15 protein-coding genes and 1 riboswitch are annotated in these 20,032 nt (G+C 39.2%); of the genes, 2 read left to right on the forward strand and 13 right to left on the reverse strand.

Annotated elements, in window-relative coordinates:
- Window positions 1-89: 89 nt before the first annotated feature.
- The 6 genes from EUBELI_RS10885 to EUBELI_RS10910 all read right to left on the reverse strand — a co-directional run bounded on the left by EUBELI_RS10885 (window position 90) and on the right by EUBELI_RS10910 (window position 9,924).
- A complete protein-coding gene (locus EUBELI_RS10885) occupies window positions 90-1,052 on the reverse strand; it encodes a Gfo/Idh/MocA family protein (RefSeq protein ID WP_012740391.1) in 963 nt (320 codons plus the stop codon).
- 204 nt (window positions 1,053-1,256) lie between these two features.
- Entirely contained in the window at window positions 1,257-1,724 is a 468-nt protein-coding gene (gene ribH, locus EUBELI_RS10890) for a 6,7-dimethyl-8-ribityllumazine synthase (RefSeq protein ID WP_022097602.1), read from the reverse strand.
- A gap of 32 nt (window positions 1,725-1,756) precedes the next feature.
- Complete coding sequence (locus EUBELI_RS10895; RefSeq protein ID WP_012740393.1) at window positions 1,757-2,959, reverse strand: bifunctional 3,4-dihydroxy-2-butanone-4-phosphate synthase/GTP cyclohydrolase II; 1,203 nt, start codon at window positions 2,957-2,959, stop codon at window positions 1,757-1,759.
- 30 nt (window positions 2,960-2,989) lie between these two features.
- Window positions 2,990-3,634 carry a riboflavin synthase gene (gene ribE, locus EUBELI_RS10900; protein ID WP_012740394.1) on the reverse strand — a complete coding sequence of 215 codons (645 nt, stop codon included), beginning with the start codon at window positions 3,632-3,634 and terminating at the stop codon, window positions 2,990-2,992.
- Window positions 3,634-4,755 carry a bifunctional diaminohydroxyphosphoribosylaminopyrimidine deaminase/5-amino-6-(5-phosphoribosylamino)uracil reductase RibD gene (ribD, locus tag EUBELI_RS10905; protein WP_012740395.1) on the reverse strand — a complete coding sequence of 374 codons (1,122 nt, stop codon included), beginning with the start codon at window positions 4,753-4,755 and terminating at the stop codon, window positions 3,634-3,636. The genes ribE and ribD overlap by 1 nt, the downstream gene beginning before the upstream one ends.
- Window positions 4,756-5,476: 721 nt before the next feature.
- A riboswitch (FMN riboswitch) is annotated at window positions 5,477-5,601 on the reverse strand.
- A 150-nt stretch (window positions 5,602-5,751) separates the two neighbouring features.
- Window positions 5,752-9,924 (reverse strand): MucBP domain-containing protein, encoded by a 4,173-nt coding sequence (locus EUBELI_RS10910; RefSeq protein ID WP_012740397.1) that lies wholly within the window; start codon window positions 9,922-9,924, stop codon window positions 5,752-5,754.
- A gap of 364 nt (window positions 9,925-10,288) precedes the next feature.
- On the opposite strand from EUBELI_RS10910, the gene EUBELI_RS10915 reads away from it, so the two are divergent.
- Together EUBELI_RS10915 and pepT are read left to right on the forward strand one after the other, a co-directional pair.
- Window positions 10,289-10,780, forward strand: coding sequence for a DUF2798 domain-containing protein (locus EUBELI_RS10915; RefSeq protein ID WP_012740398.1), 492 nt, complete (start codon window positions 10,289-10,291; stop codon window positions 10,778-10,780).
- Between the two features lie 108 nt (window positions 10,781-10,888).
- Window positions 10,889-12,103, forward strand: a complete 1,215-nt coding sequence (gene pepT, locus EUBELI_RS10920; protein ID WP_012740399.1) for a peptidase T — start codon at window positions 10,889-10,891, stop codon at window positions 12,101-12,103.
- Window positions 12,104-12,185: 82 nt separating this feature from the next.
- Here pepT and EUBELI_RS10925 read toward each other — a convergent pair whose 3' ends face one another.
- The 7 genes from EUBELI_RS10925 to EUBELI_RS10960 form a co-directional block, all read right to left on the reverse strand.
- Window positions 12,186-14,345 carry a metallopeptidase domain-containing protein gene (locus tag EUBELI_RS10925; protein WP_012740400.1) on the reverse strand — a complete coding sequence of 720 codons (2,160 nt, stop codon included), beginning with the start codon at window positions 14,343-14,345 and terminating at the stop codon, window positions 12,186-12,188.
- 98 nt (window positions 14,346-14,443) lie between these two features.
- Window positions 14,444-15,394: a DNA/RNA non-specific endonuclease gene (locus EUBELI_RS10930; RefSeq protein WP_012740401.1), complete on the reverse strand. Its 951-nt coding sequence runs from the start codon at window positions 15,392-15,394 to the stop codon at window positions 14,444-14,446.
- Between the two features lie 10 nt (window positions 15,395-15,404).
- Window positions 15,405-15,812: a hypothetical protein gene (locus EUBELI_RS10935; protein WP_012740402.1), complete on the reverse strand. Its 408-nt coding sequence runs from the start codon at window positions 15,810-15,812 to the stop codon at window positions 15,405-15,407.
- Window positions 15,813-16,442: 630 nt separating this feature from the next.
- A complete protein-coding gene (locus EUBELI_RS10945; RefSeq protein ID WP_012740404.1) occupies window positions 16,443-17,240 on the reverse strand; it encodes a GTP pyrophosphokinase in 798 nt (265 codons plus the stop codon).
- Between the two features lie 27 nt (window positions 17,241-17,267).
- Window positions 17,268-17,867, reverse strand: coding sequence for a bifunctional phosphoserine phosphatase/homoserine phosphotransferase ThrH (thrH, locus tag EUBELI_RS10950; RefSeq protein ID WP_012740405.1), 600 nt, complete (start codon window positions 17,865-17,867; stop codon window positions 17,268-17,270).
- Window positions 17,868-17,943: 76 nt separating this feature from the next.
- Window positions 17,944-19,107, reverse strand: a complete 1,164-nt coding sequence (locus EUBELI_RS10955) for a MalY/PatB family protein (RefSeq protein ID WP_041689034.1) — start codon at window positions 19,105-19,107, stop codon at window positions 17,944-17,946.
- A gap of 29 nt (window positions 19,108-19,136) precedes the next feature.
- Complete coding sequence (locus EUBELI_RS10960; RefSeq protein ID WP_041689035.1) at window positions 19,137-19,982, reverse strand: DUF3737 family protein; 846 nt, start codon at window positions 19,980-19,982, stop codon at window positions 19,137-19,139.
- Window positions 19,983-20,032: the final 50 nt, after the last annotated feature.

Consider the following 20,032-nt stretch of genomic DNA (forward strand, 5'->3'; position numbering starts at 1 on the left):
CATTTATATACTACTATATCACATACTCAAACATTCTAAACTGCCTGTTTCCAACTACCTCGTAAAATATGTTTTCAGTACTTACATATTTAACTCCAGCTCATACGGATATCATACATCATCCGTGTAAGTGCAATACTGTCTTTAGCTGTATATACATCACTGCTGCAATATCCAAGTTTTACGCATCTGCTTACTTCCCTGATTTCATATTCAAAGCCATTTATATCAACCGGACACTCGATTGTTTCCGGTTCTTTTCCTTCCACCTCAAGTATCATAGTCTCAGCGTGTTGGAAATCTGGTAAAAATATACTTCCCTTTGTTCCCTCAATTTTGGCATTACGTTTTAATTCCTGCCCAATTGTCTGGACTGATTCTGCAGTACATCCATCATTATATGTCATGTTGAGGCAGCTGTAATCATCTGTTCCATACTCATTAATATGTACTTTTTGAGTTTCTACATTCTGCGGCTCATCCCCTGTAACAATGCGCAGAAATCCCAGATTGTAAATTCCTATATCCAACAAAGCACCTCCACCAAGTGCAGGGTTAAATTTACGCTCTTTTCTGGCACCTGTTGCAACAAACCCATACTGACATGAAATATGTTTTATTTCTCCAATTACTCCTTGCTGTAAGATACTGCGTAAACGATCATACAATGGAAGAAACCATATCCAGAGTCCCTCCATGATAAAAAGATGCCTATCCCTTGCCAGCCTGTACAGTTCCTGTGCCTGTTTATCATTTATCGTAAACGGCTTTTCGCACAATACATGCTTTCCATGTTCAAGACATAACCTGCAATTCTCATAATGCAAAGTATTTGGTGTTGCTACATAAACAGCCTCAACATCCTGATCTTTAACCAGTGCTTCATACGAATCATAATATCTTGGGATATTATGCTCATTAGCAAAGGCTTTTGCACTTTCAATGTTACGTGAACCAACTGCTACTAACTGTTCATTTTCTTTACTCATCTGATTTATGGTTGATGCAAATTTTTTTGCAATATTACCTGTAGCCAAAATTCCCCACTTCATCTTATCTCTCCCATCGATTCTATAAATTTATATGTAATATATCCTCATTTAACAATTATTAAAGGACACAAATCTATTATACCTTATATCATCATCTTCGCATATCCATTTTATATCATATTTTATAATACAAAAGGTCAGACCCGCCAAGCCCAATGGTTACTGACGAATCTGACCTTTTACAATTACTAAAAATTTTATATATTATCCTTCAATCTCTTTAATAAGATTAACCATCTCAATAGCACCTTCAGCGCACTCAAATCCCTTATTGCCTGCCTTTGTTCCGGCACGCTCAATTGCCTGCTCGATTGTATCTGTAGTAAGCACTCCAAACATAACAGGAATATCACTTGCTAAAGAAACATTTGCAATGCCTTTGGAAACCTCGCTGCACACATAATCGTAGTGGCTTGTAGCACCTCTTATAACTGCACCAAGACATATAACTGCGTCATACTTTCCGCTTTTTGCCATCTTTGAAGCTATCAATGGTATCTCAAATGCACCCGGTACCCATGCAAGGTCAATATTTTCCTCTGAAACATCATGTCTTACAAGTCCGTCCTTAGCTCCTGCAACAAGCTTAGACACAATAAATTCATTAAATCTTGCTGCTACAATACCTACCTTAATTCCACTGTCAACTAACTTACCTTCTAAAACTCTCATCATCAATTCCTCCTTATAAATATTTCATTTTTTTACACCACATTTAAAATGTGTCCCATCTTTGTCTGCTTTGTCTTAAGATAGAACCTGTCAAAGCTGGTCGCATCTATCTCAATAGGCACTCTCTCACTGATTTCGATTCCAAAATCTGCAAGCTGGTATACCTTATCGGGATTGTTCGTAAGAAGCCTTAAGCTCTTAGCACCTAAGTCTTTCAATATCTGTGCTCCTATGTAGTACTCGCGCGCGTCTCCCGGCAGACCAAGCGCCAGATTAGCCTCAAGTGTATCCATTCCCTGATCCTGAAGTGCGTATGCCTTAAGCTTGTTGACAAGCCCGATTCCTCTGCCCTCCTGTCTCATATAAAGAAGCACACCCCTGCCTTCATTGTTAATCTGTGTCATTGCTGACGCTAACTGCTGACCGCAGTCACATTTCATTGAGCCAAATGCGTCTCCAGTCAGGCACTCTGAATGTACCCTGCACAAAAGATTGCTGCCATCACCAATGTCGCCCTTTACCAATGCAACATGATGCTCACCATTTAACTTATTGACATAACAGTGTGCTGTGAATTCCCCGTATTTTGTAGGCATTCTTGTAACTGCCACACACTCAACCAGGTTGTCATGTCTCTTTCTGTATTCCTGAATCGCTTTAATTGTTATGAATTTGAGATTGAATTTTTCGGACATTTCTATGAGGTCTTCTTTTCTCATCATTGTTCCGTCCTCTTTCATTATCTCACAGCACAGACCGCACTCCTTAAGTCCTGCTATTCTCATAAGGTCTACTGTTGCCTCTGTATGTCCGTTTCTTTCAAGAACTCCATTAGGCTTTGAACGTAGTGGAAACATATGTCCCGGTCTTCTGAAATCCTCAGGCTTTGCCTCATCTGACACACATGCTCTTGCAGTAAAGCCTCTCTCCTCTGCCGATATTCCTGTTGTCGTCTTAACATGGTCTATTGACACTGTAAATGCAGTTTCATGGTTATCAGTATTGTCAGCAACCATCTGTGTAAGTCCCAGCTTTCTGCACAAATCTCCACTCATAGGCATGCATATAAGTCCTTTTCCATATGTCGCCATGAAATTCACATTTTCAGTAGTTGCAAATTCAGCGGCACATATCAGGTCTCCCTCATTCTCTCTGCTTTCATCATCTGAGACAAGTATCAGCTTTCCATCCTGTAAATCCTTAACTGCCTCTTCTACTGTGTTATACTCAAACATTTTCTTTTACCTTCCTTTCCCTTTGATATTTTAAAATCCATTCTTTAGCAGGAACTCTTTCGTTATCCCGCTTTTCGGCTTTTCCTTTTCAAATGTGATGAATTTCTCTATGTACTTACCGACAATATCATTTTCAAGATTAACTACATCACCAGCTTTCCTAAGTGACAGCGTTGTCGCACCTGCCGTATGTGGTATTATTGATACTGAAAAGCTCTGGCTGTCCGTCTTGGCAACCGTAAGACTTATTCCATCTATGGCAACTGAACCTTTTTCAACAATATATTTTAATATTCCGATGTCTGTCTTAATCTGATACCATATCGCGTTATCATCCCTGGTTATCGCTGCAACTTTTCCTGTTCCATCAATATGTCCTGAAACTATGTGCCCTCCGAACCTTCCATCTGCTGCCATTGCCCTTTCAAGATTAACAGCACTGCCACTCACCAGCTTGCCAAGTGATGAGCGGTTCAGCGTCTCATGCATTACATCCGCAGTAAATGTATTATCATATATCCCTGTCACTGTAAGGCACACACCATTGACAGCAATGCTGTCTCCTATATGTGTTCCCTTAAGGACTTTTTCTGCCTGTATTGTAAGAATTGCTGATGCCGTTCCTTTTTTTACATTATTTACATGTCCGATTTCTTCAATAATTCCTGTAAACATTACAACTCTCCTTCAATCAGAATATCGTCACCAAGAAGACGAACGGTTTTGTTTCTCAACCGATATGCTTCATCTACATTTGCAATACCCTGCCCTTCAACTGCTGTCTTACTGTCTACCCCGCCAAATATCTTAGGTGCAATGTAAGTCTGAACCCGGTTCACAATTCCAGCCTGCAATGCCGAAAAGTTAAGTGTTCCGCCTCCCTCTAGAATCACGCTGTCGATACCTTTTTCTCCAAGTATGTTCATAAGCTCTTTAAGATCAACGTGCTGCTCTGATTCTTTTGTAATTATCACTTCACAGCCTGCATTTTCATATAAAGATTTCCTGTCGCTGTCGGTACTACATGTAGCAATTATTGTTGGTATCTGCCCTGCACTTTTTACAATTCTGCTGTCAAGCGGAGTTCTCAATCTGCTGTCGCATATGATTCGCACAGGATTGTGTGGGTTGCTTATGGCTGTACTTCTGCAGTCAAGCATTGGATTATCAGCAATCACAGTGCCAACCCCAACCATAATTGCCGCATATCTGTGACGGTCTGCATGCACATTTTCTCTTGCCTGCTCACCTGTAATCCACTTGGAAAGTCCCTTATATGTGGCAATTTTTCCATCAAGTGTCTGTGCTGTTTTCATCACAACATATGGCTCTTTATTCCTTATGTAATGAAAGAATACATAATTCATCGCAAGACATTCTTCATTGCATACACAACCTTCGACTTTAATCCCGTGTTCTTCCAGATATTTAACACCTTTTCCACTTACCAGGGGATTAGGATCCATCGAACCTATCACAACCCTGCTTATTCCTGCCTGCACAAGTGCTTCAGTGCAAGGCGGCTGTTTCCCATGATGGCAGCACGGCTCAAGTGTCACATATATGGTTGCTCCACTGGTATCCTCCATACATCTTGAAAGTGCGTCTCTTTCCGCATGAAGCTCACCATATTTCCTATGCCAGCCTTCACCTATGATTCTGTCATCCTTTACAATAACAGCTCCAACCAGCGGATTAGGATTAACCCAGCCTGTTCCATTCTTTGCCAGTTCAATTGCCCGCCTCATGTAGAATTCATCTTGTTTTGAAAAATTGTTATTTATTTCCTGCTGCATATCTACACCTTCTTTCTGTTCCTTCCTGTCCTGCTTTTCTCTATTCTGCTTTTTTCTGTCCTGATTTCCTCTATCCCTATTTGCCTTGTCTGCTGCATCTTAATTTCATTCTTAATGTGCTTGTTGCTTCCCTGATTTTACCGGCTCAAAGTCGTGATACCTATAAGTAGTCGCATTTTCAATGGTTTAGTATGTCTTTTTTTATACTGTCGATAATGTCAAACGCATTTTTACAACTAAAAGACCTATAAATTCATTGTTTATGGCTCATTTAGTAGGTAAATCTATAAGTTATCTTTGGTTTTCCCCAAAAATAAACCTACCAAATTCTTAAAAACCTTGTATTAATAGGTTTTTGCCGAATTTACCTGCTGCCCTGCTGCTCTGAATTGCTATAATATGCCGCCAGATTGCTATGAATTGAATCGATGTAATATGCTGCCCGCCACAATTGCCAGTTCCAGCATTTCAGACCAGACTCCGCCTCAACAATACATACACTCCAGTACAACCAAAATCCAGACCAGACATAAAAAAAGCTTCCAAAGCAGTTTCATCTCACCACTTCAGAAGCCTTACGCCAAAATCCCGAATTTCTATAATCAAATTCTTACTCTGACAATCAAAAAAGCTCTGAGATAATAAATCATCTCAGAGCCAGTATCCACATTCAAGCCAGCCATTCATTCTAATATGATTACATTATGAATAACCAACTTTAATATCACTTCTTTCATCCAGACTTTACTGTCGGCTTCGGAATTACACCGAATCATGCTCTGGCTTACGCCTCGGCTCGTGGGCTTTACCACCGGTAGGGAATCACACCCTGCCCTGAAGTTCCATATGTATTAAATTATTTATAGTATACACCTGATTTTTAAAAAATCAAGTACTTGACACATTTATTAATATAAGGAAATGAATAAAACCAAAACATGTAAAAACCGGAACCTCGCACCCACACAGTAAGCGAAATTCCGGTCTCCTTAAATATTAATTTTCTGGCTTTTTACCTTTAACCGTTAATCCTGCTGCCGCCCCTCCTATTATAAACATAAGAAGCCATGCAAATACACGTTTATTATCTCCTGTATCAGGCGTCTGTTCTTTTACTGTCTCTGTCTTACCGCCTTTACCCGTATCGTCCGATGATGTTGTATCTGTAATCTTTGCAACCACAGTCTGTGATTTTTCAATTTCTACAAGCCCATCCTGCCTGATGTAATATCTGTCACAATCTTTACAATACCAGTATTCAATATTTCCTTCATCTGTTCTGGTAGCCGCCTTTGCCGCTACTGACTTCAAGCCTTCATGTATACTCATATTGTAAGTGCCATATTCTTCACTGCAGATTGTACACACCGCTTTCTTCACACATGTTGCACTTCCGCCTGCATGTTTACACTGATAATCACAAACCGTGCATACACCGTTTTTCCAACCATGTGCTTCACTTGTCGATACTTCCTTATCACAGCAATCATATGCCTGCTTATGAGTTTTTTCTGTCTGTACCCATACTACCTTTCCACTGTGATTTGCCATATCTTTATCTGTATACTCCCTGCCGCAGGTTTCGCAAACCGCACCCTTTGTACATGTTGCTTCTCCGCCGCTGTGTACGCATGCATAACCACATATTTCACAAGCACCGTCTTTCCAGTTATGATTTTCTTGTGCTATCGTCACTTTACCACAGCAATCATATTTCTTTTCATGTGTTGTTGCTGTCTGTGTCCACTTTTCTGTTCCTGTATGATTGTCTGCATTTATTTCTCCATATTCACTATGGCAGATATTGCAAACCGCTTTCTGCGTGCAGGTTGCTTTTCCGCCTGTATGAATACAATCGTATCCACATACCGTGCAGTGTCCATTCTCCCAGACATGATTTGCTATATTAGTTACCTCTGCACCACAACAGTCATATTTTTTCTGATGAGTTTTTTCTGTCTGTACCCATACCTGATTTCCACTGTGGTTTGCCATATCTTTATCTGTATACTCCTTGCCGCAGGTTTCGCAAACCGCACCTTTGGTACATGTTGCTTCTCCTCCGCTGTGTACACATACATAACCACATGTTTCACAAACACCATCTTTCCACTTATGATTTTCTTGTTCTATCGTCACTTTACCGCAGCAATCATATCTCTTTTCATGTGTTGTTGCTGTCTGTGTCCACTTTTCTGTTCCTGTATGATTGTCTGCATTTATTTCTCCATATTCACTATGGCAGATATTGCAAACCGCTTTCTGCGTGCAGGTTGCTTTTCCGCCTGTATGAATACAATCGTATCCACATACCGTGCAGTGTCCATTCTCCCAGATATGATCTGCTATATTAGTTACCTCTTCACCACAACAGTCATATTTTTTCTGATGAGTTTTTTCTGTCTGTACCCACACCTGTTCTCCACTGTGGTTTGCAGGATTTAAAGTACCATATTCAGCATTACACTCCGTGCAGACGGCTCTCTTTTTACATGTTGCCGCTCCGCCTACACAGCTTTCTGTTTCTTCTATAGTACAGCCTGCCGTTGTACATTTGTGGGTATGTGTGCCGTTACCATTTGACTTCCATTCACCATATATATGTTCTGACTTTGCTGCTGTAACAATCTCACCACATTCACAAATTACAGGTGTTGTACAATCACCATCATCTGTACCACTATGTTTTGTCTTTGTTGTTGTTACCGTACAGCCGTCATTCTCACACACTTTCCAATGATAAGTATCGTCTTTTGTCCATGTGTCGCTGAACTTATGATTTGCCTGTGCTAGAAATATTTTCCCACAGACAGAGCATATTGATTCTTTCGTACAGTCGCTGTTATCAATTGTATGATTCGCATTTACGGTAACAGACAGATAAATGCTGTATCCTTCATTATCCGTCAATGTTATTGTCTGTGTGCCATCTGCTGCAGATACAGTATAAATACCGTCCACATCAGATGTAAGCGTTTTATTTCCTGCCATTACCTGTGTATAATCGGAAGAAGTTACTTTAAACTGTGCCTTCTCGCAGTATACTCCATTATTTTTAATACCGTCTACCACTGTATCCGGATTAATCGCATTATAATAATATGTAACTGTCTGTGTTTCTGATGTATACACACCCTTTTCATCGCCTGTCTTGCTTAAAAAAGTATATCCTGATGGAATCTTAATATTTTCAGGTACCGCATAATTCGTTCCCGATGTACCCTGAAGTGTAATCGATTCACGTAACTTCTGCTCACTGTCTTTTATCACATAATTAACAATTACTTTTCCTTTGCCTGATGTTACAGCCACATCATCAAAGCTTTCCTTATCTACAAGAATCATTGTAGTATACGCAGATACAGTTATAACGGAGCCTGCGACTTCACCAAGTGATACAACTCCCGCACTTTCGCCATTTGCAATAACAACCCAGTCCGTAGCAGCTCTTCCTTGAACAGGAATTGTAATTTCTTTTGACACATCTGACTCATTATTTAATACTGCCATAGTATTCCACTCGTCGTCTTTTGTACCTGCAAGCACATAAGCTTCAGAATTTTTTATTGTCTGGCTTTTCGCAAGCGGTGAAAATGCCTTTCGTATCTCCATAAGTCCTCTGTAATATGAGACTACATCTGCGTACTCTGCTGAATCCTTCCATTCAACGTAACTGCTGTCTGCAAGAGTTGTTCCCTCAACGCTGTTACACATTTCTTCTCCGCCATCCATAAACAAAGTTCCCGGCTTAGCATATTTCATTGCTGCTTTCTGCTTGTATATTTTTACGGCTTTTTCGTTTCTTTCGCCATAAGTGCCACCTGTGCTGCCGATTATTTCATCATAAAAGGAAGTTTTATTCTGTCTTTCTTCCTTTGTATAATTATCTCCCCATATAACCAGATTGGCATCTTCCTTTGCCAATGATGTCTTTATCTCATCCAGCCATTTATATACATACGAAGAACCTTTGTACTTCACATTGACACAGTCAATCAAATCCAGTGAAAATCCATCAACATGATATTCCTCAGCCCAATATTTCATGGAATTAACCATATAACTACGATACATCTTCCGCTCTGTGGCAAGCTCATTGTCATATCCCGTATTTGTTGTATACCTTGTACCGTTAGTATTCAATCTGTAATAAAACCACGGAACCGACTTTTCAAGAGGATTTTCCTCTGAGGCATGCGTATACGGCATCTCCATCACAACAGAAAATCCCGCACTGTGAAGTGCCTGAATCATCTCTTTACATTCTTTTATAACAGTCTTGCTGTCTGACGGATTGGAAGCATAGCTTGCCTCAGGTACATTATAATTTAAAATCTCATACTCACTGTCGCCATCAAAATCCGCAAACGGTGCAAGCTGTACTGTCGTAACGCCAAGTTCCTTCAGATAATCAATGCCAGATACAAGTTCTCCCGCACTGTTTACTTTTGCACCCTTTTCCGTAAAAGCACTGTACTTTCCGCCTGCAGTCATGCCCGATGCGGTATCTGACGAGAAATCCTTGACACTTATTTTATAAACAGTATTTGCTTTTGTCGAATCAACATACACATGTCTGTCGCTGTCCCAACCCTCAGGAGATACTGAAGATGTATCTGTTATATACGAACGCTTTCCGTCTTTGCTTACCGCAACCGAATATGGGTCCTGAATTTTATATTTTGTTGTTCTGTCGCTGCCAATATGGGTAATATCTGTTGTGGTAATCGTATAGTCATAATACAATCCGCCCCAATCACCAATAAGTGTTATAATCCAGAGGCCATTCCATTCCCCATTTACAAGCATTTTCTCTAATGCATAAGTTCCTATATCACGTGCATTGCTGTCATTATCATCACCTGTTGCATAAATATTAACTTTTACATATGTTGCCGCAGGTGCCCATAACAAAAATTCAGTTGACTGCTTTGTATATGTCGCTCCAAGCTGCCTGCCCTTACGTGTATGCCCCCAATCATCAACATATGTTCCATCATAAAAATATTTATTATCAATATCTTCTGCCACTTTATTAATATAGCTGTTAGGAATCGTAGCTATCTTTTTACTGTTATCTGCCGCAAACCCGGTAACGGCACTGCTTGAAAATACCATTCCGATTGACAATACCACCGCAGTAATCTTTTTTAAGTTTAAATACTTCATAAACTCTCCCTCCTTTTATTGTACTCAATGTATCTATGCAATACCATAAAGCATTACAAAAATACATTCTATCTTAGTGGTATTATACAATAAAAGGCATCAAAAAAAATGTCATTTACATGAAATGACATTTTTTCGACACGAACGATATTAAAATGAATGTTTATTCTTCACTTTTTAATCACAATTTATTTATAAAGTTCTGGACTCAATTTTTAAAAAATCAAGTACTTGACATATTTATTAATTTTATGATACTATACCACGGCACAATTAAATATGGTTATATTGGAAACGACACATCCCCCGGATGATAACGAACAACACATGTTTTGCTTAAGTTATTATTAAGGAGGATTTTTTTATGCCAAAAAACAAGTTTCAGGATGTTATTTTCACAATTATTATGGCAACAATTATGGTCTATGGCATGGTCGTATACAATGTTGCCCTTAACACAGGTACTGTGAATGGTACTACTTTCTTAGCTGCAACGCATGAGCTCCCAATCATGGTTCCAATTGCATTCGTGCTCGAGTTCTTCGTTGTAGGAAAGATAGCTAAAATGCTTGCTTTCACTGTTATGCGTCCAACTGACAGACCACAGTTCATCACATATGCAATATCAATATGTATCTGCTGCATTATGTGTCCGATTATGAGTCTTGTAGCTACATTCCTTTTCAAAGAGCCATCCTTTGGCATGTGGGTTAAAACATGGGCAATGAACTTTCCTATGGCAATCTGCTATCAGATGTTCTATTGCGGACCACTTGTAAGACTTATATTCAGGGCAATATTTGTCAGAAAAAATGCTGAAGTCCCAGAAAACATGTGCGCTGTAGATACAGAATAATATTAACTATCAGGCAGGAGATTTTCTCCTGCTTTTTTATATATTACGGATATTCAGATAGAAAATGTGTTATTATATGAATATCAATCCAAAGAATGGAGAATTATCATGAAAGCCTATAAACGATTATTAAAATATGTCACTTTCCGTACACCAAGTGACGAAAACAGTGAAACAACTCCCTCATCTGCATGCCAGTTTGAGTTAGCCAGATTTGTAAAAAATGAGATGGAAGGATTGAATTTATCGGATATTGTACTTGACGATATGTGTTACCTGTATGGTAAGCTTCCGGCAACCAAAGGTTATGAAAATGCACCTGCTATCGGATTTATTGCACATATGGATACCGTGTCCGATTATTGCAATCACGATATTACACCTGTTATAACAGAGAATTTCAATGGTGAATCACTTACACTTCCTGCCGGGATAACTCTGTCTGTGCATGATTTTCCTCATCTTGGCACTCTTAAGGAACGCACACTTATCACATCAGACGGAAGCACTATACTTGGTGCTGATGACAAAGCAGGTATTGCTGAAATCCTGACTATGATAGAACATTTGCAGAAAAATGATATACCTCATGGAACAATATGCGTGGCATTCACACCTGATGAAGAAATCGGCAGGGGAGCTGAACATTTTAACATAGAACAGTTCGGTGCCAAATACGCCTACACAATTGACGGCGACACAGAAGGCGAGATTCAGTACGAAAACTTCAATGCATGCAAAGCTGATTTTCATATTAAAGGCTTCAATGTACACCCAGGTTCTGCCAAAGACACCATGATTAATGCCAGTCTTGTTGCAATGGAGATTAACAATGCACTTCCTGCTATGGAAACCCCTCGCGGCACAGAAGATTACGAGGGCTTCTACCATCTTGTCAGCATGTCTGGCGATGTCAGTGAGGCTTCGCTTAATTATATAGTAAGAGACCATAATAAGAATTTATTTGAAGCAAAGAAAAATACTCTGCGATTAATCGAAAAGAATATGAATGAAAAATGGGGCAAGGGAACTGTTACGCTCACCATTAAAGATCAGTATAAGAATATGTCCGAAATCATTGCGGGCTGCATGAATCTTATTGATAATGCAAAGAAAGCCTGTGAACTGGCTGATATAACACCGCTTATTCTTCCTATCCGAGGGGGAACAGACGGCTGTCAGTTAAGCTTCAAAGGACTTCCATGCCCTAACCTTGGAACTGGAGGACACGCATACCACGGTCCTTATGAACATATTACTGTTGAAGGCATGGATATGACCGTTGCTATGCTTGTTAAATTGGTTGGAACATTTACTGAATAATAACTATATTTTATAACACAAAACAGGAGTTAAGCTATTGACCTACTCCTGTTTTGTATTATCAGTTGCTATTCAGTTTTTATTACTTTCGTTTTGAAACAACATACATAACTGCTGCTGCAATACATCCAGCTAACGCAATAATTGCTATTACAAGCCATAATTTCCCATGATTTCTGTCCCCAGTGTTAATTGATGATGCATTTGTTTCATTTTCATCAAATGTATACTGGCTTATTGTTTCTGATTCTATCTGACTGATGGTCTCTGTTTCAGATTCTTTAATACTCTCTGTCTCCAGTTCTGTTCCTTTAATACTCTCTGTCTCTGTTTCTGTCTCTTTAATGCTCTCTGTCTCCGGTTCTTTAACAGTAAAATGTGCACTCGCTGTTCCACTCGATGAAGCAATACCTATAACATGCTCACCCGTCGATAATTTTTTTATTAAATCTGGATTAAGTGTTACAATAATACTTCCTGCTTTTACCGTATAATCCTTGTCTTTTACAAGCTCTCTGCCATCAAGTTCTACTTTTACGAAATCTGAAAATGCTGCATTAGACTTAAATGTAATTGCCTTATCGGAATTCTTATCAATTATACATTTATCACCAGCAATTATTTCTGGTGCCAGTTTCGATGTAACAACACTATCTTTGTCTATCTGCTTTGATGCATTTGAATCTGCAAAGTATTTTAAACATAAAGAGCAGTAATAATATTCAATATTACCTTCCTGAGTCACTGTAGCTGCTTTAGCTTCTACATGCTGTAACTTATGATTATCCTTATTTAATCCACCATATTCCTTATGACACACTTCACACACTGCACGATTGACGCATGTTGCCACTCCACCACTATGAATATGCTCTGGAATGCCACCCTTTATTTCAAATGTGAGTATATTATTCTCGATTGAATTGACACTGATATAAATATCTCCGTAAATCCATATATCTTCACCTATTCCTAATGCTGCATCTGCCTTTGTGTTATACTGTCCACCAAGAACTTCATAATTCCATTTAGGTGATGAAAAATACATATTACTTGGAAACTTAGTGTCACTGTCTATAAGATAACATACCAGCCCTGATTTTAATGGAATTTTATCCACTCTGTTTCCATTAATCTTGAACATATGCTTATATTGAGAATCATATTTGTTACCATTATCCTCAAAATTTCTGTACTCAAGATACAATGTCTTACCCTTTTCCGGAATATCCATCTTATATCCTGTAATATTATCCGTACCTGAAGTTCCTAATGCTTTTAGACTATATTCTCCTTCGGACAAAATCGTCTTAATATCATTCTCATCAGCCCAGCCTAATACTTCTTTCTCCTTAAGAGACATAAACTGTGGAACTGGAGATATATGCTTTGCCATAACTGACATGAAATACACTGGTGACGCATTCTTTGAGTTATATAAATCCTTCAGCCCCATAATATGTCCCATTTCATGTACTGCTGTTGCAATTGATACAAATACCCGGTCATCCTCATCCTTAAATAAATATCCGTTAGTATCACCATCAGGCTTACAATACGAATTGGTTATCTGGACATATTTGTAACTATTAATAGTTTTTTTGCCGGTATTAACAGAAATATTATTAACATAATCTGTATAATTCCACAATGGTGATGACCAGCTTACTGATATATTACCTGACTCATTATTCTTATAAATAATTGTAATTGAATCAATTGCACCATTGTTATCTTTATCAAGCACACCATAGTCATAGTATACAGTATCATTATAATCAGATATTTTATTACCAGATGATATGGCATTATTAACAGCTTCTGACCACTCCTGCCTAAGCTCATACATTCTGCTTGCACGCTCCGAAGCATCTTTATAACCAATAGTATTAATATCGCTGTACTCTGCATAATACCCACGAGGATGTGAAAGTACAATTGAGCCGCCATTATCATATAGATATACACTTCTCATTCTTAATTTGTTATCTGATACACATCTGTAATAATCGCCTACACTATATGAACCTGCATTATATGAATTATCTGTTATTTTTCTAACAGAACTGCCTTCATATACATCATTTATAAATTCAGTTTCACCTGCAAATCTGGCAAATACCACTAAATTAGTAAAATTACTGTCGTCATCATCTGCCTGTATCCTGTCTTTATCACCTGTTAATAACAAAATTGACAGAAAAACAGTGCAAAATAACAGTATTAGTTTGATTTTTCTCATAAAAATTCCTTTCCATGTATAAACAAGCTAACTATTATATTGTCCGGTTTCTCTGTCAGAATCTTACCATATTATTAAATTTAATTCAAATAACTATTTTACGGCTTGCAAACTCCACAAGCTTCATATCCCATATCAATAATCTCCTGCCTGCTTCCTGTATAAATCTTTTTATTGGAAGCATCCATGCTCTTTGCACTGTTGCAGGATTCCTTATGGAACTTCTTAGTATTCGTATTAAGTACATATGTCTGCACATTTGCTTCTGCTGCAGTTGTTGACTTTGAAGCATCTGCAACTATTGAATCGTCCTGATGGCTGTCACCTGTTGCATAATCAATAGCAATTCCCGGCTGTGCATTAAAACAATACACATTGAAAAGAATTCCATCACCATTATCCTCAACTGACTTAGCCTCCATCTGCACACCGCTGGCAACAAGATTATCGCCAGAAAATACAGGTGTTACGCGGTACAGAACATGATTATTAGTTTCCTTTATGTAATCCGCCACCATATTTTCAAAAGGCAGCATACCATCAACATTAAGATATCTTGTTCCTGTAATCAGATTCTTTTCATTGGCATTCTCACCAGTAAGCTGATAACCTATAAGATGGCACCTGTTATACAGATATTTACCATCAACACTATCGTATTTTGCTGTCTGCCATCCCGTAGGTTTTACTTCACCAATTGCACCACGTTTCTCAGTAGGCATAATGTCTTTACCTATATTAGCAAATGCAGTAGTACATCTTCCAAGTTCATCCAGTTCTCCGTAACTCTCAAATGATATAGTCGTGAAGTCAGCATCATTAAATGCTGGGTTATTATCATTAATTACAACATACGGTTCACCCTGATATACTAAAGATGCCATATCATCTGCAACAGCCGTACTCTGAACCTCAGCACTCCCCACAGTACCAGCCTGATTATCCTTCTTAGAAGAGCATCCGCTTAACCCAAATCCGCTTCCTACAATAAAGAACACCAGTAAAAATGCGGTTACTCTCCTTATCACTTCTAACCTTATATTACGCATGTATTTTTCCTTATTTCTTTCTTACATATCTTTCTTCAGTAATTTTCTCATGAGAATTACCCTCAAAATCAGTAGAACCCTCCAGCTTAAAATCATTAAGCATGTCCTTAGGAAACTTCACATCAGAAGGATACTTCCTGTTCCACTTATACAGATAAACCTCATCCACCATATCCTCATAAGAAACAATCTCAGAGTCCTCAACAAAACAGAAATCATCCCTTCCGGCAAAACCAAACTCCTGATTAACCTCAAGATTCTCATAATCACAAAAAAGCTGCTTGCTATATAAAGAAAGCCATAACTTCCCGCCATCAAGCATCTTAATAATATGCTCATTAAGAACACTGTCCTTAGAAACTCGTCTGTTATTAAACATAATTCCATAATCATCATCAACAATAGATATAACCTTCATAATATCCTCCTTTTTTTGTGTCTGGTAAGTGGTAGCTTGTGCAGATAGGGAATCTGCGTAGAGGTGGGCGTGTCGTTAAGACACTGCTTGGATTTTGTCCGTGTTGTCGACACCGTCCGCAACCGGCGCCCACTCGCCCTCCATGGCTCGGTGAGCGCCTTTTTCGCACATCGTGTGCGAAAATTGCTGCACATCACACAAAATCCGAGCAGTCTCTAAACTCCACTTAAACCTCCACTCCGATTCCCTATCCGCACAAGCCACACCACCCCACCACCAAAAAACTCCCGTCAGTTTGTCAACCACCCTACAACATAGAACCCCCGCCCACCACAACAGCAAGGGAGCAAAGCGACCTATGCAGCCTATTTCACCTCTCCACAACAGCGAGGGAGCAAAGCGACCAACGCAAGTAGGTAAAAACTCCCCGGGGTGGTGGGCTGGGTGTGGTTGTATGGTTTAATTGGAAACCGTGTGAAGACGCCGGTACTTAGTGCGTGGGGAGAGCCGCCGAAAGGCGGCAAATCCCCACAAACTTAGTACCCGCTGCGTCTTCGCCCGAGCGGGAGCGCGTTTTCAATTAAACCATACAGCCATCCCCAGCCCCCTCTCCGGGGAGCCATTTCTTACCTACTTCTTAAAGGGAAACCTCCCCGATTCCAGCCTCTTCTTAAGCATAACCCCACCTATCGTCTGAGGCTGCTTAGCCGGACTATTTTCAGCTTCTCTTTCCTCCGCTTCTGCAATTCTGCGGCGAATCTCTTCCATCTTGTTATCCATTGCAGCAATCTGATCTGCACATGAAGACAATTCTGCAGCCAGCTGTTCTGCTTCAGAATCTGGAATATTCTTCTTATAACGAACCTTATGCTCCACGCTCGCCCAGAAATCCATGGCAATTGTACGGAACTGAACCTCAACCTTCATCATCTTCTTTTCATTCTGAAGGAATATCGGTATCTCAATTATAAGGTGAAGACTTCTGTAACCGCTTGGCTTAGGATTCTTGATATAATCCTTTCTCTCGACAAGCACTACATCGTCCTGCTTTAACAGACAGTCAGCAAGCATATAGATATCTTCTGGGAAAGAACATATTACCCTTACTCCTGCAATATCTCTTATACCTTCCTCAATGCCTTCCATTGTTATAGGAATATTTTTCTTCTTCGCCTTCTTAAATATGCCATCCATAGACTTAATTCTGCTCTTGATACTCTCAATAGGATTTCTGTCATACTGTAATGAGAACTCCTCATTAAGCACCTTGAACTTAGTCTCAACCTCCATAATGGCGCATCTGTAATAAGCCATCAGTGTGTTAAACGGCATAATATTTTCTTTTAATAACTCAATCATTTCATCAGAAAGGAGATTCTCTTTAATGAATCTTTCCTGTTCCTGCTTGAGTATCTCTTCTAATAACATAGTAACCCCTTTTACCTTTGATGCATCTTAAAGTGCCTTCTTAATAGCAGCTAAAAGCTCATCATATGTATCAAATGCCTCTAATTCAGGATTATCAGCCTTAATCTGCTCTGTACTCTTAAAGAGGAAGCCTGCCTTGCTTGCCTTAATCATTCCTAAGTCATTGTGGCTGTCTCCTGATGCAATAGTATCATAACCAATAGACTGTAAAGCCTTAACTGTTGTAAGCTTTGACTGCTCACAACGCATCTTGAAACCTGTAATCTCACCATTGTCAGCGACCTCAAGTGAATTACAGAAAATAGTTGGCCAGCCCAGCTTCTTCATAAGCGGAGTAGCAAACTGTGTAAATGTATCTGAAATAATGATAACCTGTGTTATACTTCTTAATTCATCAAGGAATTCCTTTGCTCCCGGAATTGGGTCAATCTTAGCAATAGTATCCTGAATTTCTTTAAGTCCAAGACCATGCTCCTTAAGAATACCAAGTCTCCAGTTCATAAGCTTATCATAATCTGGTTCGTCTCTTGTTGTTCTCTTAAGCTCTGGGATTCCGCTTGCCTCTGCAAATGCAATCCATATCTCTGGTACAAGAACGCCCTCAAGGTCTAAACATACAATATTCATATCATTATCTCCTCGCTTATTATTCTTAGATACACTCGTATCTCATGTGTTATTTCACTTATATTATTGTAACCCACTACCTGTCAAAACTCAATATGCCATTTCTAAGTCTTTCAAGCCCATCCATTAAAGTTGTCTTAGGACATGCAACATTCAGTCTTAAGAAATGTTTTCCATCTCCGCCAAAGCCTTCTCCCGCTGACAGGAAAAGTCCTGTATTCTTTCTTATATATGCCGCAAGCCTTGTTGAATTGTCTGTGATATCAGACACATCAAGCCAACAAAGATAAGTTGCATGTGATTCCACCATTGACACTCTCGGAATATTGTCTTTTATGAACTTTTCGGTAATCTGTTTATTCTCGTAGATATATTCTCTTAACTGCTCAAGCCATTCCTCACCCTTTGTAAATGCAGCTATAGCCGCATCAACTGCGAAAACATTTGGCTCAGCTACCTCATCGGTATTGATTGCACGCCAAACCTTGTGACGGAGTCGCTCATCCGGCACACATATTGCTGCTGTCTGTAAGCCTGCCATGTTAAATGTTTTCGTAGGTGCTATGCATGTTACAGATATATTCTTACACACCTCCGAAACACTTGCAAATGGCACATAATCAATGCCCGGGTCTGTAAGCTCGCAGTGAATCTCATCAGATATAACAACGACTCCATACTTGTAAGCAAGCTCTCCGATACGTGCAAGTTCTTCCTTTCTCCATACATTTCCACCCGGATTCTGTGGGTTGCACAGAATAAGAAGTGTTGTCTGTGGGTTCTTGAGCTTAACTTCAAGGTCTTCAAAATCTATTACATACCTGCCATTCTCATATGCAAGCTGGCTCTGTAACACATTTCTGCCATTATTAAGAATACTGTTAAAGAAAATGTTGTATACAGGTGTCATGATTACAACATTCTCTGCTGGTGTCGTAAGCTTTCTTACAGAGCTTGATATTGCAGGTATAACGCCTGTTACGAACATAAGCCAGTCGTCTTCCATCCTGAAATTGTGGCGTCTTTCCCACCAGCCTGTGTATGCGTCATACCAGTCCTTTGATATCTCAGTATAACCGTATACACCGAGGTCTGCCTTTGCCTTAATAGCCTCAGTTATCTCAGGTGCTGTCTTAAAATCCATGTCAGCAACCCACATAGGAAGCTCATTCTCTGCCACGTTCCATTTTAAAGAATCCGTATTACGGCGGTTCACTACTGTATCAAAATCATATTTCATTCTCGGATTTCCCTTCTTAATTCTACTTATTAATTCCTGCATACTATCTTAGTAAGCGAAGGATCAACCTTATCCTTCTCAATTATAAGCTTATCTATACTGTCTGCTGTTATCGTTCCGGAAGTTGGATTTAACACGCTGTCAACCCTGCTTGTGATATCAGCATCTACAGTTGAATACTCGAAAGCAAGTGTTGTATTAATAAGCTTGCAGTTCTTCATAACAAGATTATCAATGTAACACAATCCCTGAAGGCTCTCTATTGTACAGTTAATAAACGTAAGATTCTTTGAATTCCAGCCAAGGTACTCACCTGAAATGTATGAATCATACACTGTTATATTTTCAGCATTCCAGAAAGCATCCTTGCTCATAAGTCTTGAATTTCTTATCTCAAGATTCTTACTTCCGTCAAATGGATAATTGCCAACAAGCTTAAGACCATCAATCTTCATATCGTTGCTGTTCATTGCAAAATAATTACCCTTTGCCACTACATTTGTCATAGTAACATTATCACAGCTCCAGAGAGTTTCCTCTGCATTGACAAATTCCACATTCTTAAGACCTAGTCTGTTACATCTTCTGAAATTCTTAGGTGCTTCAATAATTGTATCCTCAACATTAATATCGTTAGTGTACCATACTCCTGCTCTTCCCATCTCAAAGAAATAACAGTCCTTTACATTGACATTGTTGCAGTACCAGAGTGGATATTTCCACTTAAAGCTGCTGTTTACAAGCTCTATATTACTGCTCTCCTTTAATGGAGACTCACCATCATCAAATATAGAATCTTCAATACGAAGGTCTTTGCTTGCAAAAAGAGCACGTTCTCCTGTAAGAAGCTGCTGCTTAACTAATTTCTTTTCCATATTTACTCCATTCTTATCTACAAACATTAAAACCCAATCACCATATTATA

Source organism: [Eubacterium] eligens ATCC 27750, from assembly GCF_000146185.1.
In the GTDB taxonomy this organism is placed as follows: domain Bacteria; phylum Bacillota; class Clostridia; order Lachnospirales; family Lachnospiraceae; genus Lachnospira; species Lachnospira eligens.